Source organism: Mycobacterium sp. NGS39, from assembly GCF_059812765.1.
Genome location: NZ_JCALDH010000010.1, coordinates 137866 through 158409 on the forward strand (window position 1 = coordinate 137866; position 20544 = coordinate 158409).

Genomic DNA, 20544 nt, shown 5'->3' on the forward strand with positions numbered 1-20544 from the left:
GCTAGCTGCTGCCCGCCACGCAGAATGCGTTGCCCTCCGGGTCTGCCAGCACCACCCAGCGGAAGTTCTCCCCGATCGAGTGCCGGCCCGTCTCGGAGGCGCCCGCCGCGGTGAGGCGCTGCACTTCGGCGTCGACGTCGGCGGCGGAGAAGTCCAGGTGCACGCGGTTCTTACCGGGAGTGGGGTCGGGGACTTTCTGGAAGCCGAGCCGTGGGCCTTCTGAGCGGATGACGACGGTGAACTCGCCGGGAATCAGCTCTTGGGTCTTGCCGTCGAACTGCTCGGCCCACCACGCCGCGAGCGTCGCAGGATCGGAGCAGTCGAAGGTGACCATCTCGACGTTGAGTGCCATCGCTTCAATTTATCGACTCATTCGGGTGACAGAAAGGCCTGCAGGGCGGCCGAATAAGCCGCCACGTCGTCGGCACCCATCAGCTCCCGGGCGGAGTGCATGGCCAGCTGGGGGGCGCCGACGTCCACGGTCGGGATCCCGGTGCGCGCCGAGGTCATCGGCCCGATCGTGGACCCGCATGGCAGATCGGCGCGGTGCTCGTAGCGCTGCAACGGCACCCCCGCCTGCTCGCAGGCCAACGCGAACACCGAGGCCGATCGTCCGTCGGTGGCATAGCGCAGATTGGGTTGCACCTTGAGCACCGGGCCCGCGTTCACATCGATCAGGTGCGCGGGCTCGTGGCGGTCCGGATAGTTCGGGTGCGTGGCGTGGGCCATGTCACCCGAGGCCACTACCGAACCCGGCAGGCGCCGTAGGTAGTCTTCGCGAGTTCCGCCCTGCGCCAACACAATTCGCTCCAGCACGGTGGTCAGCAGGTTGGATTGGGCGCCGTGGTCGGAGGTCGAGCCCACCTCCTCGTGGTCGAACAGCGCCAGCACCGGCAGATACCTGTTCGGCTCGGCCGCCAAAAACGCCTCCACGCCCGCGTAGCAGGTGGTCTGGTTGTCCAGCCGCGGCGCGCTGACCAGATCGCGTTCGGCCCCGATCAATTGGGACGGCTGCACGTCGTGGGTCATCAGGTCGGCCCCGAGCACGTCGTCAACCTCCACGCCGGCCCGCTCGGCCACATACGCCAGAAAAGAGCGGCCGCCACTGCTGACACCCCACACCGCGTTCACGTGCCGCTGCGGGTCCAGCTTTACGCTCTTGCGGTCCTCTGCGAGGTGAATCGCCAACTGCGGCACCCGAAGTAGCGGCTCGTCGACGCACACCAGCAGCTCACGTACCGAACTGGCGTCGCGCACGACCAACCGGCCGCTGATCCCCAGGTCCCGGTCCAGCCACGAGTTCAGCCACGCACCCCCGTACGGTTGCAGCGCAACCACCTGCCAGCCGCTGACGAACCGGTCGGGGTGTTGCTTCACCCGCAGATTAGGGCTGTCGGTGTGGCCGCCGACGATCCGGAACCCACGCCCCGCACCGTCGGCCGCATTCCAGGCGACCAACGAGCCCGCGCGCACCGTGAAGTAGCGTCCGTTGCCGGGCCACCGATCGGTCTCCGCGAGTTCGGTGTAGCCGGCGGCGCTCAGCCGCTGCGCGACGGTGGCGCAGACGTGGTACGGCGACGGCGACGCGTCGATGAACTCACACAGTCCCATCGCACTGGCTCGCGACATGTTGTCCATCTTCGCTGCCGTCGCGCGCCGGGATCGGACTAGGGTCGTTTCGTGCCCCCGGCTCTGCCGCAACCCGTCCTTGCGCCGCTGACCCCGTCGGCGATCTTTCTGGTCGCGACCGTCAACGCGGGCGGTGAGGCCACCGTGCACGACGCGCTGCCAGAGATTTCCGGACTGGTACGCGCGATCGGTTTCCGCGACCCCACCAAGAATCTGTCGGTGGTGGCGTCGATCGGTTCGGACGCGTGGGACCGGTTGTTCTCCGGTCCGCGTCCGGCGGAGCTGCATCCGTTCGTCGAGCTGCGCGGGCCCCGCCATGTCGCCCCGGCGACGCCCGGGGATCTGCTGTTCCACATTGGCGCGGAGAGCATGGATTTCTGTTTCGAACTGGCGGCCAAGATCGTCGACGCGATGGGTGAGGCGATCACCGTCGTCGACGAGGTGCACGGTTTCCGCTTCTTCGACAACCGCGATCTGCTTGGCTTCGTCGACGGCACCGAGAACCCCGACGGCCCGCTGGCCGAGGCTGCCGTGTTCGTCGGCGACGAGGACCCCGACTTCGCCGGCGGCAGCTACGTGATCGTGCAGCGTTACCTGCACGACATGGCGGCGTGGAAGGCCCTGACCGTCGACGAGCAGGAACGCGTGATCGGCCGGACCAAGCTCGACGACATCGAGCTCGACGACGACGAGAAGCCCGCCGACTCGCACGTCGCACTGAACGTGATCACGGACGACGACGGTCGCGAGCGCAAGATCGTCCGGCACAACATGCCGTTCGGGGAGATCGGAAAGCCGGAATTCGGAACGTATTTCATCGGCTATGCGGCCACACCGGACGTCACCGAGCAGATGCTGCGCAACATGTTCTTCGGCGATCCGCCCGGCAACACCGACCGGATCCTCGACTTCTCCACCGCGGTCACCGGCGGCCTGTTCTTCAGCCCGGTACTCGACTTCCTCAACGACCCGCCGCCGCTGCCCGCGGCCACCGCCGCGAGCTGTGACGGGTCACTGGTAATCGGCAGCCTGAAAGGAATCAGCGGATGAACAACCTGTATCGGGAACTGGCTCCGATCACCGAATTGGCTTGGGCTGAAATCGAATTGGAGGCTAGCCGGACGTTCAAGCGGCACATCGCCGGCCGGCGCGTGGTCGACGTCAGCGAGCCTGGCGGGCCGGTGCGGGCGGCCATCAGCACCGGCCATCTGCTCGACGTCGCGCCGCCCAGCGAGGGTGTGGTGGCACATCTGCGGGAAAGCAAACCTCTTGTGCGCCTGCGGGTTCCGTTCACGCTGCGCCGCTCCGACATCGACGACGTGGAGCGCGGCTCGCAAGACTCGGACTGGGATCCGGTCAAGGACGCCGCGAAGAAGCTGGCGTTCGTCGAGGACCGGGCGATCTTCGAGGGTTACCAGGCCGCCGGCATCGCCGGAATCCGCCGTACCACCTCCAACCAGGTGCTGACCCTGCCCGAGGACGCCCGCCAGATTCCCGACGTGATCAGCCAAGCGCTGTCGGAATTGCGGCTCGCCGGCGTCGACGGACCGTACGCGCTGCTGTTGTCGGCCGACGCCTACACCGCGGTCAGCGAGACCACCGAGCACGGCTATCCGATCCTCGAGCACCTCAACAGAATCGTGCGCGGCGACATCATCTGGGCCCCGGCCATCGACGGGGCCTTCGTGCTGACCACCCGCGGCGGCGATTTCGACCTGCAGCTTGGCACTGACGTGTCGATCGGTTACACCAGCCACGACGCCGACACCGTGCAGTTGTATCTGGAAGAGACGTTGACGTTCTTGGTCTACACCGCCGAGGCCTCGGTCGCGCTGACACCCCAGTAGCCCCCATGCTCCCCGCGCCCCCCGTGCCCCGCGAGCGGGCGTGTCTGCACGCCGACACGCCGGTGCTAGCCGTGCACCAGCGCACGCTCGCGCCCGGGGGCTACGCCGCCAGAACCGAGTCCAGCGCCGAATGAAACAGCCCCAGACCGTGATCGGAGGGGCCGGTCAGCGGCTCGGTGGCGTGCTCGGGATGCGGCATCAGCCCGACGACGCGGCGGTTGGCCGAACAGATGCCCGCGATGTCGCGCATCGAGCCGTTCGGGTTGTCGCGGTAGCGAAACACGACCCGGTCCTCGGCCTCGAGCTTGTCCAGCACCGCCTCGCTGGCCACGTAGCGGCCCTCGCCGGACTTCAGCGGCACCAGCAGTTCCGCACCCGGCTCGTAGCGCGACGTCCACGTCGTCGCCGTCGACACCACCTCGAGGCGCAGATCGCGGCAGACGAAGTGCAGTCCGGCGTTGCGGGTCAACGCCCCCGGCAACAGACCGGCTTCGCACAGCACCTGGAAACCGTTGCAAATCCCCAACACTGGCATGCCACGGCCGGCGGCTTCGATCACCGCGCCCATCACCGGCGCGAACCGCGCGATCGCCCCGGCACGTAGATAGTCGCCGTAGGAGAAGCCGCCCGGCACCACGACCGCGTCGACGCCCTTGAGGTCGGCGTCGGCATGCCACAGGCTGACCGCCTCCGCCCCGGCGAGCCGGGCTGCGCGGGCGGCGTCGACGTCGTCGAGAGTGCCGGGGAACGTGATGATGCCCACGCGTGCGGTCATGACGGCTCCCTGGTGACGGTCCAGTCCTCGATCACGGTGTTCGCCAGCAGGGACTCGGCGATCTCGGCGAGCGTGGAATCGTCGACGGTGTCGTCGACCTCCAGCTCAAACCGCTTGCCCTGCCGCACATCTGAGATGCCTGCATGGCCCAGCCGGTTCAACGCGCCGACGATCGCCTGCCCTTGCGGGTCGAGGATCTCCGCTTTGGGCATGACGTTGACCACCACCCGCGCCACGCGCTGCTCCTCGCTTCGTTTCGACTTTCGGCGACAACTCTACCGACGAGCGCGCCAGCTCACCGGCACGAGGCGATGTACGCGCCGCAGAGCGGAGCCACCAACGCGTCCAGTACCTGCTGGTCGGGGACCATCGGCCAGCTCACCGCCGGAGGTGACGACGCCCACATCGCCAACTCGACCACCGAACTGCTCTGCGGGTGCGACACCAGATACTGGTGCAGCACCATCGGTGCGGTGCCCGCGACGCTGAACACCGCGGCCAGCTTGCCCGGCTCTTCGAGCGTGATCGACGGCGACGCAAACGGCGCAGTGACCTGGCACGCATGCAGCGACGCGGTGGCTGCACGCACGACGTCGTCGGCAAGCTGGCCGCCGTACCAAGATTCGCCGCGCCAGTGCAGCACCTGCGCCTGAAGTTGCCACTGCCCAGGCGGATTCGCGACGGTCGCTTTGGCCGCGACCGCGAAACCCCTGGGGTCGTTGAACACCGGCGGGCTGGCGCACACCTCGTCGAAGTAGAACCGCGGACGCAGTTGCGGCACCGCGATACCCGCTAATTGGGGCCATGAGTAGCGGTTGAACAGCGGAATCGCGGCCGGGTCCACCCAGGCCGTCGCCGGAATGCGGTCGCAGTTCGGTGGGCAGGTGGTGGGTTCGGCACGGGCGAACGGCTGGCCGAACAAGCTGAAAGCTGCCGTCATCGCGGCCACACTCACGGCTGCCAGCACCCGGGTCACCGACCACCCCCTAAGCGGCCAGGATACCCAGCGGGCGGCGCGACGGCGCACAATCGGAAACATGCAACTGACGCATTTCGGTCACTCCTGTCTGCTTGCCACGTTTCGGAGCGACGGCGCCGAAACGACGCTGCTGTTCGACCCCGGCGTGTTCTCGCACGGGTTCGAGGGCATCACCGGCCTGTCGGCGATCCTCATCACGCACCAGCATCCGGATCACGTCGACACGTCTCGGCTTCCCGCGCTCATCGACGCCAACCCCGGCGCGGCGCTGTACGCCGATCCGCAGACCGCCGCGCAGCTCGGCGCGCCCTGGCAGCCGGTGAACGCTGGCGACGAGCTGACCGTCGGCGGCGTGCGGGTGCGCGGCGTCGGCGGAGTGCACGCGGTCATCCACCCGGAAATCCCACTGGTGAACAACATTTCGTTTCTTGTCGGCGATGCCGACCATCCGGCCCGGCTCATGCATCCGGGTGACGCGCTCTACATCCCGCGTGAGCCGGTCGACGTGCTCGCGCTGCCCGCCGCCGCTCCGTGGATGAAGATCTCCGAAGCTGTGGAGTACTTGCGTGCCGTAAACCCCAACAGCGCCATACCGATTCACCAGGGCATCGTCAACCCTGCGGCGTACGGCATCTACTATCAACGCTTCGCGGAGATGGGCAGCGCAGACTTCCGGGTGCTGGAACCGGAAAACGCGACGGAGTTCTAGGCGGCGTCGACGAGCGAGGGCCGGCCCGGGTGGTTCGGCCGCCAGTGGTAGACGCCCGGTGTGGCGCCGTGCATCAACGCCAGGTCGATCGCGTCGATCATGGCTAGCCGTGGTCCCGGACGATGCAATTGCTTCGCCGACACCGTAATCCGGACAATTCCGCCACGCCGCGCAGTCCGCTCGGCCGCGGTCACGACCGTGCGGCACCACCACGGCTCGGTGAGGAAGCCGGCTCTGATCCCGACGACGCGTGCACGTTCGGTCGTGCGACGCACCAGGTCGCTGACACCGGTCATGCTGGCTAGCACCCGAAAGCCGTTGCGCGGCAACACTTGTGCTGTGCCGATGCAAACCAGCCGGGTGGGGCGAATATCCTTGTGCCCAGACCCATTTGCTCCATGACACGATTGGCAGCAATCAGTCGCAGATTCGCTTCGTGAGCCGCCAATGCCGCGAACTCGGACAGCCGCCGCTTGGTTGCGCCGGCGTCATAGCCGTTCAGCACCACCGCGTCGCCCCGGCCGCGACGCAACCTCAGCCACTCGGCGGTCGCGCCGTCGTCGCAGAGCCGGTAGCCGGCCAACCGCGGGGCGACCAGGAATGACACCGGCACGCTGCGGGCGTCGAGCAGGTCGCAGAATTTTCGGACGTCTTCGACGTTGCGGTCGCGGACACCGGAGATCGACACGATGAGCTGTGCAGGCACGCGTCTAGCCTGGCGTCTCGAGGTGTCCACCCGGTGTCGTATACGCCGATCCCACGTTGCTAACCCTCGAACAGGATCCGTGCGATCCGCTCCGCGGTGGTCAGCGGATCGGTCGCAGCGACCTCGTCGGGCACCGCATGGTTGAGCCACAGCATCGCGAACCCGTGCACCAGCGACCACGCGGCAATCTCGGCGCCAGTGGGATCCGCCTTGGCATGGGCGTCGACCAGCGTCGCCACCCCGCGTGAGAGCTCCGCGCCGGCTGCCGCCTTGGCCGCCGACAACTCCGCGTCGGCCGGGTTCACCAGTGAGCGGTCGAACATCACCGCGTAGTGCCCTGGATGGTCTATCGCGAAGCCCACATAGGCCAGCGCCGCGTTGACGAACTGGCCGCGGGCCGCCGTCAGCGCCTCGCACAGCAGCCAAAAGCCTTCTGCCGCAAGGGCTGTGAACAGGCCGCGCCGATCCGCGAAGTGATGGGCCGGCGCGGCGTGCGAGACGCCCGCCTTGCGTGCCAGCTGCCGCAGCGAAACACCGTCGGCGCCTTGCTGCGCCACCAAACGGGCGGCCTCGGCCAGGATCACTGCCCGCAGATCGCCGTGGTGGTACTGCGGGCGCGTGGCGGCGCTCATCAGTGCATGGTAGCCGCCTAACTTGACACTGGCTAGATGGAGCGCCTACATTCGACGAATCTTGTCACTGTCTAGATCGGAGGCCCCTCGATGGCTCCCCTGCTGACGCTTCTCGTGGTCACGCTGACTGCCCGCTGCGCAGGCTGGCTCGGATGGGGCTACGCGGACGGCTGGCCGGCCGCCGCGGCCCTGGGTCTGGCGGCGATGTTCGCGGTGACCGGGGTCGCGCACTTCGTCAACCCACTGCGCGACGGGCTGATCGCGATCGTGCCGCCGCGGCTTCCGGCGCCAAGCCTGCTGGTCACGGTCACCGGTGCTCTGGAGCTGCTCGGCGCAGTGGCCCTGCTCCTTCCACAGACCCGGGTCGCGGCCGCCGTCTGCCTCGCGGTGCTGCTGGTCGCAATGTTTCCGGCCAACGTGTACGCCGCCGGGGCCAAGCGGTCAGAGCACGCTCCCAACACCCCGCTGGTTCCGCGCACGCTGATGCAGGGGCTATTCCTCGCCGGCGCGGTGCTGGTCGCGGTCGGGTGACCAGGCTCCTGCCGTGGCCAACACCCACGCGTACTGGAACGCGACTTCCTTCCACCGCTCGTAGCGCCCGCTGATGCCGCCGTGCCCGGCGCTCATCTCGGTCTTCAGCAACACCGGTCTGTCGTCTGTCTTGGTATGCCGCAGGGCCGCAACCCATTTCGCAGGCTCGACGTAGTACACCCGCGTGTCGTGCAGCGACGTCATCGCGAGGATGTGGGGGTAGTCGATAGCCGCCACGTTCTCATACGGCGAATACGACTTCATGTAGAAGTACACGTCCTTGTCGCGCAACGGATTTCCCCACTCGTCCCATTCCGTCACGGTCAGCGGCAGCAGCGGGTTCAATATCGTGGTGAGCGGGTCGACGAACGGCACCTGCGCGAGAATTCCCGCGAACAGCCCTGGTGCCAGATTCGCCACCGCGCCCATCAAGAGTCCTCCGGCGCTGCCGCCCATCGCCACCAGGTTCTGCGCCTCGGTAACCCCGGTGTCGACGAGATGGTTTGCGGAGCTGACGAAGTCGGTGAATGTGTTCTTCTTCTTGAGCAGCTTTCCGTTCTCGTACCACAGCCGGCCCATCTCACCGCCCCCACGCACATGGGCGACGACGAAAACCATGCCGCGGTCCAGCAGTGACAGCCGGGCGATCGAGAACCTGGGGTCCTCACACAACTCGTAGGCGCCGTAACCGTAGATCAGTGCAGGCGCCGGCAACGTCGCGTGACGGCGGTGGATGATCGACAGGGGCACCCGCGCGCCGTCGGAGGCCACGGCCCAGTCGCGGCGTTCGACGTAGTCGTCACGGCGGTAGTCGCCCAGCACCGGCTGTTCGCGCAGTAGCGTCAGTTCGCCGGTGGCCAATTCGAGGTCGTACACCCGCACCGGGGTGATGAACGACGTCGCGCCGATGCGCATCATCGGCGAATCCCAATTCGGGTTCGCGCCCAGACCGGCCGACGTCAACGCGGAATCGAACGAAATCTCCTCCGGTTCACCGTGATTACCGTCCTCGTCCACCGGCCACACTTGGATGCGCGGCAGCGCCTCACGCCGGTAGCTGACTACGAAGTGCCGGGCGAATGCGTCGACGCCGTCGATCCGTACGTCGTCTCGGTGACCGATCAGCGTGCGTTGCGCCGACGGGTCGGACACCGGCGCCTCCACCAACGTGAAGTTCACCGCACCGTCGTTGTGCACGATCAGGAACGTGTCCCGCCCGCCGAACACGACATGATCCAGCGAGTACTCCACCCCTTCCCGGCGCGGCAGCACGACCGTGAACGCAGCCTGCGGGTCCGTCGCGTCGGCGTAGCGGATCTCCGACGTGATGGCAGATCCAGCGGCGATCAGGATGTAGGCGTCGCTGCGCGTGCGTCCGACCGCCAGCCAGAACCGCTCGTCGGGCTCGTGGTACACCTGCTCGGCGGGCTGTCCCGAGCCCAGCCCGTAGCGCCACACGGTGTCGGGGCGCCACGCCTCGTCGACGGTGGTGTAGTAGACGGTGCGGCTGTCGGCGGCCCAGGTGACCCCCGCGCCAATCCCGGCGATCTCGTCCGGGTAGCGCTCTGAAGTACGTAAGTCCTTGAACCGCAACGTGTATCGCTCGTCGCCAACTACATCAACGGAGTAAGCGAGGATGTGTCCGTCTTTGCTGACGCTGCACGCACCGAGCGCAAAGAACGTGTGGCCCTCGGCTTCCTCGTTCTCGTCGAGCAGCACCTGCTCGCCGGGGACCTCGGTGTGCTCGTCGAATTTCGGCGGCGACCAGTCTGCGGAATCGACCACGGGGCAGCGGCATTGCACCGCGTACTGCTTTCCTTCAAAGCTTCGGCCGTAGTACCACCACCCCCCGCGCCGCGTCGGTACCGACAGATCCGTCTCCTTGGTGCGCGACTTGATCTCGTCGAAGATCTGCTGTCGCAGCGGCGCAAGGTGCTCGGTCAGCTTCTCCGTGTAGTCGTTCTCGGCAGTCAGATGGTCGATGACCTCAGGGCTGGATTTGTCGCGCAGCCACTCGTACGGGTCGACGAACACGTCGCCGTGGTGCTCGCGTACATGGTCGACGCGCTTGGCCCGCGGCGGCACCGGACGCGTCATGCCGGTCCGATCCAGTCGTCGAACCGCAGACCCGAAATGCGTTCGTAGGCTTCGATGTAACGATCTCGGGTGGCGTCGACAATCTCAGGCGGCAAAGGCGGAGGTGGCTCACCGCTGTCGCGGTCCCAGCCGGACTCTGGGCCCGTCAGCCAGTTGCGGACGAACTGCTTGTCGAAGCTGTGCTGCCGTACCCCGGGCCGGTAATCGTCAGCCGGCCAGTACCGCGACGAGTCGGGCGTGAACACCTCATCGGCGAGCACCAGCGCGTCGTGCTCGTCGACGCCGAATTCGAATTTGGTGTCCGCGATGATGATTCCGCGCTGCAGCGCATGCTCGGCGGCTTGTTGGTAGATCCGCAACGTCAGGTCGCGAAGCGCAGCGGCGCGGTCGGCGCCCACCAGCGTGACGACGTCGTCGTACGTGATGTTCTCGTCGTGCAGTCCCAATTCAGCTTTCGTCGCCGGCGTGAACAGCGGCTCGTCGAAGCGGCTGGCTTCCACCAGACCTGGCGGAAGCTCGATGCCGCACAGGGTGCCGGTCTTCTCGTAGTCCAGCAGGCCCGATCCGGTCAGGTAACCGCGCGCCACGCATTCGACCGGCAGCATGGTCAAGCGGCGCACCAGCAGCGCGCGGCCGAGCACGTCGCCCGGTATGCGTGGATCGTCCGGCGGCCCGGCGAGATGGTTGGGCGCGTCGACCAAGCCGAAGAAGAACACGCTCATCGCGGTGAGGATGCGGCCTTTGTCCGGGATCGCCGACTGCAGCACATAGTCGAAGGCGGAGATCCGGTCGGTGGCGACGAACAGCAGGTGCTCGTCGTCGACCTCGTACAGTTCGCGTACCTTGCCGCTGGCCAGATGACGGTAGTCGCTCAGTTCGGGACGCACCACCGCGTCAGCCTAGACGCCGACGTCCTGTGCTGGGATCGTGGCCATGAGTAGCCGTCATCTGCCTTATGCCAGCAGACCCGCCCGCACGGCCGTCCAGATCGTCAGTGACATCGTCGCGGTGGGATGGACGGCGCTGTGGGTGTGGATCGCGATGGCCGTGCACGCCGCGATAGCGGAGATCGCCAAGGCCGGCCAGCGCGTGGAAACCGGCGCCAGCGGAGTGGCCAGCAATCTCGAGTCCGCTGGCCACAGCGCAGGCAGGGTGCCGTGGATCGGCCAGGCGCTCAGCAAGCCGCTCAGCGCTGCGGGCGATGCGGCCCATGACATCGCCGGCGCGGGCCACAGTCTGGACACCACGGCCAGCTGGTTGGCGGTGCTGCTGGCCGTGGCGGTGGCTGCACCGCCGTTCTTGGCGGTCGTGACGCCCTGGCTGCTGCTGCGACTGCGGTTCTTCCTGCGCAAGCGCCGGCTGATCGAGCTTGCCGCCACCCCGGCCGGCGAGCAACTGCTCGCGTTGCGCGCGCTGGCCAATCGGCCGCTGCGACGGTTGGCGGCCGTCAGCGCGGACCCGGTGGGCGCGTGGCGCCGCGAAGACCCACTGGCAATCCGCGGGCTGGCTGCCCTGGAGCTACGAGCGGCCGGCGTAGGCGTTATCGAGAGCGACGGTTGGCAGAGGAATTTCGAGTAGACACCCGTCGAACGTCGCTTTCGGCAAGGTCAAGCGGTCAGTACGACACCGCGAGCACGACGACGTCGACCGCGAGCAGCACCAACGCCAACACCGGCACCACGACGCCCCAGGCGCGCTTGGCCGTGAAGAACGACGCGACGATCGTCGCCGCCGCAACCACGGGCGCGCCGTAGAACAGCACGCCGAACACCGCGGAGCCGGGGCCCTCGCAGGTCTGCCCCGTGCAACCGGCGGTGCTGATCACTCCGGCGATGCCGACGATCACCGCGACGATCGCCACCGGCACGGTCGCCAGCGCGAGCACCCAGTTGACCAGTACTTTCGCCCGGCCGCTGCGGTGCTCGCCGGCGGTCGCAGGGTCGGCAGTTGCGACGTTCCTTTGCACATCTCGGTCAGCCATGCCCGCCGGGTACCCGCGACGGGTGGTCGCTGACACCCCACCTGATGATCAGTGCCGCCAAGCATGCGCCGCAGCCGCTGCCGCTGCGCACGTCACCAGCGTCCAGGCAGCCAACGCGATCCAGAAGACCACCCACGAGATCGTCAGGAACGGTCGCCAGCCGGTTTCGACGCACATCGCGAATGTGGCGCCCGAGTACATCCCGAGCGGAAACACCGTGGCCCACCACGCACCGGTGACTGCGAAGCGAAAATGCCGGACGGTCAGGTAGACCAGCGGCGCCAACCACAGCGAGGCCAGCACCCACGTCACGACGGTCACCGAACGGATCGTGCCCAGCAACGCGTCACCGGTCCCGATCACCAGCGTCGCCCGGTGCAATCGGTCACCGGCAAGCGTCGCGATCGCCAAACCGCCCATCAAAATCCAGCAGTCCGGCCGCCAGATGTCGTCAGTGGGTGCCGTCGCGGCGCGCCACAGGATCAGCCAAGTCATCAGTCCGTAGATGGCGATGGCCGTCACCCATGCCGCCAACCCGACTGCGAACGCCACACGTGAGCGGGTCAGTACCGCGATGTGTGCAGTCACGATTGAGAGCCCCGAGGTCGCAACGCTGGACAACTCCCATGCGCCGCGCGCGCGGTCGCGCAGGCCCGTCCATCGGTACGGCCACATGGTGTGAATCAGCAACGGCGCCAGCACAAGCCATGCCGACCATGCGAGCACAGCCAATACCCAAATCACCACGTGACGATCCTCGAACCGGGCGCCCACCACCGCGCACGCCGCGACGAACGTGAACAGCCGGACCGTCACGTCGGGATCGGACAGCATGAACGGAAACCGCTGGGCAGCAAAGCATTTGGCGGCGATCAGCAGCACCATGACCACCAGCGCGAGCACGGCGGCGCCGGCCAGCACGTCACTGATCACCTCGTAGTGGTGGTCGTGGGCCGAGACCGACACGATGCCGGTGGCCATCACGGCGGCGAAGACGTCAGGCGACAATCCGACGTCGGCGACGCGAAAACCCACGAAGCGCTAGAGAATTGCGCCGGGACTGTATTTCGCCGCTTCCGGGTAGTGGCTCACCAGCTCGTCGACGGCGGCCACCACAGCGTCGACCTGGTTTGCGGCGGCACCCACGAATGCGGTCCGGTCTTCCAGTGCAGCGTCGAGCGCCGCGCGATCCAGTGGCAGCCGCGGATCGGCGGCCAACCGGTCCAGCAGATCCGGCTCGGCGCCGCGCTCGCGCATCGCCAGCGCCACAGCTACCGCGTGCTCCTTGATCACCTCGTGTGCGGCTTCGCGACCCATCCCGGCACGCACAGCCGCCATCAGGATCCGGGTGGTCGCCAGGAACGGCAGATAACGGTTGAGCTCGCGTTCGACCACAGCGGGGTAGGCGCCGAACTCCTCGAGCACCGTCAGGAACGTCTCGATCTGCCCGTCGATCGCGAAAAACGCATCCGGCATCGCGACTCGGCGGACCACCGAGCAGAACACGTCGCCCTCGTTCCACTGCGCGCCGGCCAGTTCAGCGGCCATCGACGCATACCCCCGCAGCACCACCTGAAGCCCGTTGACGCGTTCGCAGCTGCGGGTGTTCATCTTGTGCGGCATCGCCGAGGAGCCCACCTGGCCGGGCGCAAATCCCTCCGTGACGAGTTCATGGCCGGCCATCAGCCGGATGGTGTGCGCCAGCGACGACGGTCCGGCGCCGAGCTGGACGAGCGCCGAGACGGCGTCGTGGTCCAACGAGCGCGGATACACCTGCCCTACGCTGGTGAAAACCTTTGTGAATCCCAGGAATTCGGCCACCCGGCGCTCCAGCTCGGCAACCTTGCCGCCGTCGCCACCGAACAGGTCCAGCATGTCCTGGCCGGTGCCCATCGGGCCTTTGATGCCTCGCAGCGGGTAACGGTCGATCAACTCCCGCACCCGTGTCAGCGCGATCAGCGTTTCTTCGGCGTCCGACGCGAAACGCTTGCCCAGCGTGGTCGCCTGGGCCGCGACGTTGTGGCTGCGGCCTGCCATCACCAGGTCGCGGTACTGGACGGCGCGCTCGGCCAGTCGGGCGGCCACCGCGACGCCGTGGGCGTGGACCAGTTCGAGGGACCGCCATATCTGGAGTTGTTCGACGTTCTCGGTGAGGTCGCGGCTGGTCATGCCCTTGTGGACGTGCTCGTGGCCGGCCAGCGCATTGAACTCCTCGATGCGGGCCTTGACGTCGTGGCGCAGCACCCGCTCCCGCTCGCGTATCGACGCCAAATCCACGGCATCGACCACGTTTTCGTAGTCCGACAAGCACGACGGCGCAACGTCGCCGATCTGAGCGCCCAATTCGATCTGGGCGCGCAGCACCGCGAGCCACAGCCGTCGCTCGGCGACGATCTTGGCCTCCGGCGACCAGATGGCCACCATCTCGTCGCTGGCGTAGCGCGCCGCCAGCACGTTCGGAATCGTCACAACGACACAGCTTACGGTCGTGGGGCAGGGTGATGGCATGTACTTCGTCGGCCTCGACCTCGCGTGGTCGCCAGCCAACCGATCCGGCATCGCGGTCCTCGACTCCAACGGCCGACTCAGACACCTCGACACAAAGGTCCACGACGCCGAAATCGCCGATGCCGTCGAACCTTTCGCCGGCGGCGAATGCGTCGTCGGCATCGACGCACCGCTGGTCGTGACCAACCCCACCGGGCAGCGGCCGGCGGAGCGCGCGCTGAACGCCGACTTCCGGCGGTTCGAGGCGGGCGCGCACCCGGCGAACACCACATTGCCGGTGTTCGCCTCAGGGATCCGCGGCGCCCGCCTCGCCGAGGCCCTCGGCCTGGACATCGATCCGCACTCGCGCGCACCGCGGCGCGCGCTCGAGGTCTATCCGCATCCGGCGACGATCGCGCTGTTCGGGCTGCCCAAGACACTGAAGTACAAGCGGCGCCGCGGCCGAACCGTCGCCGACCGCAAAACAGCGCTGTTGCGTCTGATGGCGCTCACCGAAGGGCTCCGCGACACCGCACCCACACTGCATGTCGCCGACGAGCCGTCCTGGCAGGCGCTGCGCGACGCGTTCACCGCGGCCACCAGGCCGTCACAGCTGGACAGGGCGGAGCACCCCGTCGACGCGGTCCTGTGCGCGTACGTCGCCCGATATGCGCACCACCGACCGAACGACGTCACCGTGTACGGCGACGTCGACACCGGCTACATCGTCACACCCACGCTGCGCGTCGGTGAATTCGCAAGCGAGCCACGCTCTTAACCCAGCGGGGCAAGCACGTCGATTACGTCGACCAGGGCGGCTTTGGCGGTGGCGCGCAGATTGCCGCCGTCGTCCACCAGCGCCGCCACCACGGCCCCGTCGACGGCATACATCAGCGCGTTCACCCGGTCCCCGCGCACTGTACGTCCGCAGCGTTCCAAGGCTTCGACGACGCCGGTGGTGCGCTGCTCGCGGATCCGGCGCTGGACGTCACGCAGCCACGGATGCCGTGCGCATGCGACGTACCGCTCGTAGCGCGAAATCAGCTCTTCGCTCATGTGGGCAGGCCCGTTGTCGTCGAGAAGCAGGTCGACGAGCACGTCAGCGGTGGCTTCTACACCGCGCCGGCGCCGCGGCAGGTCGGTGACCCGGGCACATAGCTTGGCGATCTCCTGGGCACCGACGTACTCGACGGCCTGAGTCAGCAGATCGTCGAGAGACGAGAAGTAGTAGGTCGTCGACGCCAGCGGCAAGCCAGCCCGGCGGGCCACTGCGCGATGACGGACTGCGTCGAAGCCGCCCTCGCACAGCAACTCGGCGGCAGCGCTCACCAGCGCGTGCCGCCGGCGCTCGCCCTTGGGGGTGACCGCAGCTGTCACAGCAGTTGATGCTGCCAGCCGCATAGCCGGTTATCTGCGGTTTCGGAAATACGTAATGGTGGCAGCAAAAGCCGTGAACTGCCGATGGCAAGATGTGCGGCATGCCTAGCCTGAGTCGCCGCGCGGTTCTGCGGCTCAGCGCCGGCGCCGCGGTGGGCGCGGCGGGTGCCGTCGCGTTCGGCACCGCGCTCGAGTCCAGACCGTCGACGGCCGTGCCGGACGTGGCCATGACCGGCGTCGGCGCGCCGCTTGCCCCGCCGCCGTCGGAGCCACCGCCCGCAGCCGCCGCGCCGACGATGGTCACCGGGTCGTTCGTCTCCGCCGCCCGCGGCGGCGTCTCGACCAATTGGGCGATAGCCCGCCCGCCCGGGCAAACCGCAGCGCTGCGGCCCGTGATCGCGTTGCACGGCAAAGGCGGTGACGCGGCCAGCGTGATGGCAGGCGGCGTCGAGCAGGGGCTGGCACAGGCGGTCGCTTCTGGTCTGCCGCCATTCGCGGTGGTCAGTGTCGACGGCGGCGGCAGCTACTGGCACAAGCGGGTCTCGGGTGAGGACTCCGGCGCAATGGTGCTCACGGAGCTGCTGCCATTGCTACAGACGCAGGGACTGGACACTTCGCGGGTCGGTTTTCTGGGCTGGTCGATGGGCGGCTACGGCGCATTGCTGCTGGGAGCGCGGCTCGGGGCGGCCCGTACCGCCGCGATCTGCGCGGTCAGTCCGGCGCTATGGACGACGCCCGGTGCCGCGGCACCAGGTGCGTTCGACAGCGCGGAGGACTGGTCGGCGAACACGGTGTTCGGCCTGCCCGCGCTCGCGTCGATTCCCATTCGCGTGGACTGCGGCACCAGCGATCCGTTCTATTCGGCCACCAAGCAGTTCATCGCCGAGCTGCCCAATCCGCCGGCGGGCGGCTTCTCGCCCGGCGGCCACGACGCGGGCTTTTGGAGTCAGCAGCTTCCCGGCGAACTGCGGTGGATGGCTCCACTCCTCACCGCTTGAGTTGAGGCTAGAGCTTGATCCGGCCCTCAGCGGCCGCCAATGCGATATCACTGCGAAAATGCCCGCCGGGCAAGCGAATTGACGCGATCTTCTGGTAGGCCGCTTCCCGTGCGGCGGCCAAGTCCGGGCCGGTGCCGACCACCGACAGCACCCGCCCGCCGGTGGAGATCAATGCGCCGTCGTCGCGACGGCCCGTGCCGGCGTGCAGCACGCCGTCCTGCTCGGCGCCGACGATCACGTCGCCCAGTCGCGGCCGGCCGGGATAGTTCTCCGCGGCCAGGACCACCGTCACCGCGGCACCGGGACGCCACTGGGGCGCGGGCTGCTCGGCCAGCCGGCCGGTTGCGGCCGCATACAACAGCTGACCCAGCGGGCTCTCGAGCAGGGCCAGCACCGCCTGCGTCTCCGGATCCCCGAAGCGGCAATTGAACTCGACCACTGCGGGGCCGGCGGAGGTGATCGCCAGCCCGGCATAGAGCACTCCGCTGAACGGGCAGCCGCGTCGTACCAGCTCGGCGGCCACCGGCGTGACGATCTCGGAGACGATCTGCCGCGTCAGGTCGTCGGGCAGCCACGGCAGCGGCGTGTAGGCACCCATGCCGCCGGTGTTCGGCCCAATATCGTTGTCGCCCACCCGTTTGAAGTCCTGCGCGGGCAACAGAGGCACGACGGTCTCGCCGTCGACGACGCACAGCATCGACACTTCGGGCCCGTCGAGGAAGGACTCGAGCAGCACCGGATGGCCGTCGTCGAGCAACCCGGCGGCATGCGCGCGAGCCGCGGCGCGGTCGGCGGTCACCACCACGCCTTTGCCCGCCGCTAGACCGTCGTCCTTGACCACCCAGGCTTTGTCTTCTGTGTGCTCGGGGCCGAACCGGTCCAGCGCGGCGTCCAGATGCGCTGGGTTGTCGACGATTTCGCTGCGCGCAGTGCGAACACCGGCTGCGGCCATCACGTCTTTGGCGAAGGCCTTGGACCCTTCGATCTGGGCGGCAGCGGCCGTCGGGCCGAAGCACGCAATGCCGGCGGCTCGCACCGCATCGGCGACGCCGAGCACCAGCGGCACCTCGGGGCCGATCACCACCAGGTCGGCGTTCGTGGCGGCGGCGAGCTTGGCGACGGCCTCGCCGGAGCTGACGTCGACGGCGTGTTGCTCGGCGACAGCTGCAATTCCCGCGTTGCCCGGGGCGGCGATCAGCGCGTCGACGCCGGGATCGCGGCGCAGGGCCATGACAAGTGCATGTTCGCGGGCACCGGAGCCGATCACAAGAACGCGCACAGCTGCCCACCCTAGTGGCTCAACCGCGTCCGTCGGACCATACACCTGGCGTCATGGTGTATGGTCGTTGTGACGCCGCTTACAAGGAGGTCTGCGATGAGCCGCTGTCCGTTCGGCCCCGGCTTCGACTTCACCGACCCGGACCTGCTCCTGCAGGGCATGCCGGTCGCGCAGTTCGCCGAACTGCGCAAGACCGCCCCGGTTTGGTGGAACGAGCAGCCGCCCGGCTCCACTGTCTTCGACGACGGCGGGTACTGGGTGATCAGTCGTCATGAGGACATCAAGGCGATCAGCAGGAACAACGACGCGTGGTCGACGCACGCCAAAGGCGCGGTGATGCGCTTCCCCGAAGGCATGACGCCCGAACAGCTCGAGCTCACCAAGGCGCTGCTGATCAACCACGACGCGCCGGCGCACACGCGGTTGCGCAAGCTCGTCTCACGGCTCTTCACGCCCAGGGCAGTCGCGGCGCTCGAAGACCAGCTCGCGAAGGCGGCTCACGAGATCGTCCGGTCCGCCGCGGAGAAATCGACCGGCAACTTCGTCGACGACATCGCGATGAAACTTCCGCTGCAGGCGATCGCGGACCTCATCGGCGTGCCGGAGGCCGACCGCGAGCGGTTGTTCGGATGGACCAACTCGATCATGAACACCGACGATCCGGATTTCGACGACGACCCGACGGCGGCTAACGCGGAGCTGATGGGCTACGCCTACACGATGGCTGAGGAGCGGCGGCGCTGCCCGGCCGACGACATCGTCACCCGGCTGATCCAGGCCGACATCGACGGCGACGTGCTCGACGACACCGAATTCGCATTCTTCGTGATCCTGCTCGCGGTCGCCGGCAACGAGACCACGCGGAACGCGATGACGCACGGCATGAACGCGTTCTTCGAAAACCCGGACCAGTGGGAGCTGTTCAAGCGGGAGCGCCCCGACACGGCCGTCGACGAGATCATCCGCTGGGCCACCCCGGTGCACTGCTTCCAGCGAACCGCCTTGGTAGACACCGAAGTCGGCGGCGTCACGATACGCAAGGGCCAGCGCGCCGGGCTGTTCTACAGCTCGGCCAACTTCGACGAGTCGGTGTTCGAGTCGCCGTTCCGGTTCGACATCATGCGAAATCCCAACCCGCACTTGTCGTTCGGCGGCAACGGCGCCCACTATTGCATCGGCGCGAACCTCGCGCGCATGGAGATCAAGCTGATCTTCAACGAAATCGCCGATATCATGCCCGACATTGCGAAAATCGGCGAACCTCAGCGGCTGCGGTCCGGATGGATCAACGGCGTCAAGGAATTGGCGGTCGCCTACCGGCCGTGACGAACCACGCGTGAAGTACTACATCAGCACCGGCTATCTCGACACCACCGAGATCGTCGAGATCGCCAAGGTCGCTGACGACCTCGGATACGACGGACTCGGAATCCCCGAGCACGTCGTCAATCTCGAAACTCTGACCACGCCGTACCCGTACACGAAGGACGGGCGACGACGGTGGGAGCCGTTCACCGACTGGCCCGACCCGTGGGTGCTGATCGGTTCGCTCGCCCAAGTCACGAAGCACCTGCACTTCGTCACCACCGTGTACGTGCCCGCTTTGCGCGATCCCTTCGTCGCCGCCAAGGCGATCGGCACGGCGGCGCTGTTGTCGGGCGGCCGCGTCGAGCTAGGCATCGGAGTGGGTTGGTGCGCTGAGGAATTCGAGCTTCTCGGTGCGGCGTTCGCCGATCGGGGCAAGCGCACCGAGGAGATGCTCGCGCTGATGCGGGCGTTGTGGTCGCCGGGCTGGACCGAGTTCGACGGCGAGTTCTACCACGTCCCACGGCTGGAGATGTCGCCCGCCGCGCCGCCCATCCCGGTCTGGGTCGGCGGACTGAGCGACATCGCGCTGCGCCGCGCCGCCCGCTACGACGGCTGGGTGGGCGATCTGGTCACCACCGAACGCGCCGTCTCGATAGCGCAGCAGCTGCGGCGGTACCGCACCGAAAACGGCCTGCCTTTGGACGATTTCGCGATTCTGGCTCCCCTGGTCGACGCGTTCTCACCCGACGACTACACGCGCGCTGAGCAGGGCGGGGTAACGCACATCTTGACGATGCCGTGGATGTTCTACACCGGGGCAGACGCCACGCTCGCCGAAAAGATCGACGGCATGAAGCGGTTTCGCCGAGACCAGGGGTTGGACCGTCAGCGGTAGTAGATGTCGAGCGTCTGCACCAAGCCGTTGTCGTTGAGTGTGAAGATGTCGACCGTATGCACGGTGGTGTCGTCGTTGAGAGGGCTGGTCCCTTCCAATTGCGCCACTTCGACGTTGCCCTGCTCGATGCTGCGCGCCAGCGTCATCCGCACCTGCCCGGCGAAGATCACGTCGGCGTGAAAGTCGGCGATCTCAGTGTGCCCGTGGTCGGTGCCCACCGGGTGAGTCAGTGTGGCGTCTTCGGCGAAAAGCGCTAGCAATGCGGACGTATCGGCGTTGTTGACGGCTTCGACGTACCGTTCGGCCACGCTCAT

General features: G+C 67.5%; 23 protein-coding genes and 1 pseudogene. 9 read left to right on the top strand and 15 right to left on the bottom strand.

Features of this window, described 5'->3' with window-relative positions; genetic code table 11:
* Position 1: 1 nt before the first annotated feature.
* Together AC5Y39_RS15705 and AC5Y39_RS15710 are read right to left on the bottom strand one after the other, a co-directional pair.
* Positions 2 to 352, bottom strand: a complete 351-nt coding sequence (locus tag AC5Y39_RS15705; RefSeq protein WP_500018968.1) for a VOC family protein — start codon at positions 350 to 352, stop codon at positions 2 to 4.
* 17 nt (positions 353 to 369) lie between these two features.
* The gene (locus AC5Y39_RS15710; protein WP_500018966.1) at positions 370 to 1629 is read right to left on the bottom strand and encodes a M18 family aminopeptidase; all 1260 of its coding nucleotides are present in this window, start codon (positions 1627 to 1629) and stop codon (positions 370 to 372) included.
* 51 nt (positions 1630 to 1680) lie between these two features.
* On the opposite strand from AC5Y39_RS15710, the gene AC5Y39_RS15715 reads away from it, so the two are divergent.
* Together AC5Y39_RS15715 and AC5Y39_RS15720 are read left to right on the top strand one after the other, a co-directional pair.
* Positions 1681 to 2679: a Dyp-type peroxidase gene (locus tag AC5Y39_RS15715; RefSeq protein ID WP_500018964.1), complete on the top strand. Its 999-nt coding sequence runs from the start codon at positions 1681 to 1683 to the stop codon at positions 2677 to 2679.
* On the top strand, positions 2676 to 3476 hold the full coding sequence (locus AC5Y39_RS15720) for a family 1 encapsulin nanocompartment shell protein (RefSeq protein ID WP_500018962.1): 801 nt from the start codon (positions 2676 to 2678) through the stop codon (positions 3474 to 3476). Before AC5Y39_RS15715 ends, AC5Y39_RS15720 begins: the two co-directional genes overlap by 4 nt.
* 100 nt (positions 3477 to 3576) lie before the next feature.
* Here AC5Y39_RS15720 and purQ read toward each other — a convergent pair whose 3' ends face one another.
* Genes purQ through AC5Y39_RS15735 form a run of 3 tightly spaced genes read right to left on the bottom strand, consistent with a single transcriptional unit; the run spans position 3577 to position 5227 of the window.
* Entirely contained in the window at positions 3577 to 4251 is a 675-nt protein-coding gene (purQ, locus tag AC5Y39_RS15725) for a phosphoribosylformylglycinamidine synthase subunit PurQ (protein WP_500018959.1), read from the bottom strand.
* Entirely contained in the window at positions 4248 to 4487 is a 240-nt protein-coding gene (gene purS / locus AC5Y39_RS15730; RefSeq protein WP_500018957.1) for a phosphoribosylformylglycinamidine synthase subunit PurS, read from the bottom strand. The genes purQ and purS overlap by 4 nt, the downstream gene beginning before the upstream one ends.
* 59 nt (positions 4488 to 4546) lie before the next feature.
* Positions 4547 to 5227, bottom strand: a complete 681-nt coding sequence (locus AC5Y39_RS15735) for an ATPase (RefSeq protein WP_500018955.1) — start codon at positions 5225 to 5227, stop codon at positions 4547 to 4549.
* 61 nt (positions 5228 to 5288) lie between these two features.
* Between AC5Y39_RS15735 and AC5Y39_RS15740 the strand changes: the two genes are divergently transcribed.
* The gene (locus AC5Y39_RS15740) at positions 5289 to 5939 is read left to right on the top strand and encodes an MBL fold metallo-hydrolase (RefSeq protein WP_500018953.1); all 651 of its coding nucleotides are present in this window, start codon (positions 5289 to 5291) and stop codon (positions 5937 to 5939) included.
* Here the strand turns inward: AC5Y39_RS15740 and AC5Y39_RS15745 are convergent.
* Together AC5Y39_RS15745 and AC5Y39_RS15750 are read right to left on the bottom strand one after the other, a co-directional pair.
* Positions 5936 to 6645, bottom strand: a pseudogene (locus AC5Y39_RS15745) (DUF2334 domain-containing protein). The gene AC5Y39_RS15740 and the pseudogene AC5Y39_RS15745 overlap by 4 nt on opposite strands.
* 59 nt (positions 6646 to 6704) lie before the next feature.
* On the bottom strand, positions 6705 to 7277 hold the full coding sequence (locus tag AC5Y39_RS15750; RefSeq protein ID WP_500018951.1) for a TetR/AcrR family transcriptional regulator: 573 nt from the start codon (positions 7275 to 7277) through the stop codon (positions 6705 to 6707).
* Positions 7278 to 7367: 90 nt separating this feature from the next.
* Here AC5Y39_RS15750 and AC5Y39_RS15755 point away from each other — a divergent pair, with 90 nt between their 5' ends.
* A complete protein-coding gene (locus AC5Y39_RS15755; protein ID WP_500018949.1) occupies positions 7368 to 7808 on the top strand; it encodes a DoxX family protein in 441 nt (146 codons plus the stop codon).
* Here the strand turns inward: AC5Y39_RS15755 and AC5Y39_RS15760 are convergent.
* Both AC5Y39_RS15760 and AC5Y39_RS15765 read right to left on the bottom strand, forming a co-directional pair.
* Entirely contained in the window at positions 7770 to 9905 is a 2136-nt protein-coding gene (locus AC5Y39_RS15760; RefSeq protein WP_500018947.1) for a S9 family peptidase, read from the bottom strand. The genes AC5Y39_RS15755 and AC5Y39_RS15760 overlap by 39 nt on opposite strands.
* Positions 9902 to 10792: a phosphoribosylaminoimidazolesuccinocarboxamide synthase gene (locus tag AC5Y39_RS15765; protein ID WP_500019209.1), complete on the bottom strand. Its 891-nt coding sequence runs from the start codon at positions 10790 to 10792 to the stop codon at positions 9902 to 9904. The genes AC5Y39_RS15760 and AC5Y39_RS15765 overlap by 4 nt, the downstream gene beginning before the upstream one ends.
* A 46-nt stretch (positions 10793 to 10838) precedes the next feature.
* On the opposite strand from AC5Y39_RS15765, the gene AC5Y39_RS15770 reads away from it, so the two are divergent.
* On the top strand, positions 10839 to 11483 hold the full coding sequence (locus tag AC5Y39_RS15770; protein ID WP_500018945.1) for a hypothetical protein: 645 nt from the start codon (positions 10839 to 10841) through the stop codon (positions 11481 to 11483).
* A 37-nt stretch (positions 11484 to 11520) separates the two neighbouring features.
* On the opposite strand, the gene AC5Y39_RS15775 is transcribed toward AC5Y39_RS15770, so the two are convergent.
* The 3 genes from AC5Y39_RS15775 to purB are packed head-to-tail and all read right to left on the bottom strand — an operon-like array spanning position 11521 to position 14355.
* Positions 11521 to 11886, bottom strand: coding sequence for a hypothetical protein (locus AC5Y39_RS15775; protein ID WP_500018943.1), 366 nt, complete (start codon positions 11884 to 11886; stop codon positions 11521 to 11523).
* Positions 11887 to 11934: 48 nt separating this feature from the next.
* A complete protein-coding gene (locus AC5Y39_RS15780; RefSeq protein WP_500018941.1) occupies positions 11935 to 12921 on the bottom strand; it encodes a tellurite resistance/C4-dicarboxylate transporter family protein in 987 nt (328 codons plus the stop codon).
* A gap of 6 nt (positions 12922 to 12927) precedes the next feature.
* Positions 12928 to 14355, bottom strand: a complete 1428-nt coding sequence (purB, locus tag AC5Y39_RS15785) for an adenylosuccinate lyase (protein WP_500018939.1) — start codon at positions 14353 to 14355, stop codon at positions 12928 to 12930.
* A 19-nt stretch (positions 14356 to 14374) separates the two neighbouring features.
* Between purB and AC5Y39_RS15790 the strand changes: the two genes are divergently transcribed.
* Complete coding sequence (locus AC5Y39_RS15790; RefSeq protein ID WP_500048258.1) at positions 14375 to 15151, top strand: DUF429 domain-containing protein; 777 nt, start codon at positions 14375 to 14377, stop codon at positions 15149 to 15151.
* Here the strand turns inward: AC5Y39_RS15790 and AC5Y39_RS15795 are convergent.
* Positions 15148 to 15750 carry a TetR/AcrR family transcriptional regulator gene (locus AC5Y39_RS15795; RefSeq protein ID WP_500048259.1) on the bottom strand — a complete coding sequence of 201 codons (603 nt, stop codon included), beginning with the start codon at positions 15748 to 15750 and terminating at the stop codon, positions 15148 to 15150. The two genes, AC5Y39_RS15790 and AC5Y39_RS15795, sit on opposite strands and share 4 nt — an antisense overlap.
* Positions 15751 to 15842: 92 nt before the next feature.
* Between AC5Y39_RS15795 and AC5Y39_RS15800 the strand changes: the two genes are divergently transcribed.
* Positions 15843 to 16748 carry an alpha/beta hydrolase gene (locus tag AC5Y39_RS15800; RefSeq protein WP_500018934.1) on the top strand — a complete coding sequence of 302 codons (906 nt, stop codon included), beginning with the start codon at positions 15843 to 15845 and terminating at the stop codon, positions 16746 to 16748.
* 7 nt (positions 16749 to 16755) lie between these two features.
* On the opposite strand, the gene purD is transcribed toward AC5Y39_RS15800, so the two are convergent.
* Positions 16756 to 18027 (bottom strand): phosphoribosylamine--glycine ligase, encoded by a 1272-nt coding sequence (purD, locus tag AC5Y39_RS15805; protein WP_500018932.1) that lies wholly within the window; start codon positions 18025 to 18027, stop codon positions 16756 to 16758.
* 96 nt (positions 18028 to 18123) lie between these two features.
* Here purD and AC5Y39_RS15810 point away from each other — a divergent pair, with 96 nt between their 5' ends.
* The gene (locus AC5Y39_RS15810) at positions 18124 to 19353 is read left to right on the top strand and encodes a cytochrome P450 (protein ID WP_500018930.1); all 1230 of its coding nucleotides are present in this window, start codon (positions 18124 to 18126) and stop codon (positions 19351 to 19353) included.
* A gap of 10 nt (positions 19354 to 19363) precedes the next feature.
* On the top strand, positions 19364 to 20230 hold the full coding sequence (locus AC5Y39_RS15815) for a TIGR03619 family F420-dependent LLM class oxidoreductase (protein ID WP_500018928.1): 867 nt from the start codon (positions 19364 to 19366) through the stop codon (positions 20228 to 20230).
* On the opposite strand, the gene AC5Y39_RS15820 is transcribed toward AC5Y39_RS15815, so the two are convergent.
* Positions 20221 to 20544, bottom strand: coding sequence for a nuclear transport factor 2 family protein (locus AC5Y39_RS15820; RefSeq protein WP_499947816.1), 324 nt, complete (start codon positions 20542 to 20544; stop codon positions 20221 to 20223). The two genes, AC5Y39_RS15815 and AC5Y39_RS15820, sit on opposite strands and share 10 nt — an antisense overlap.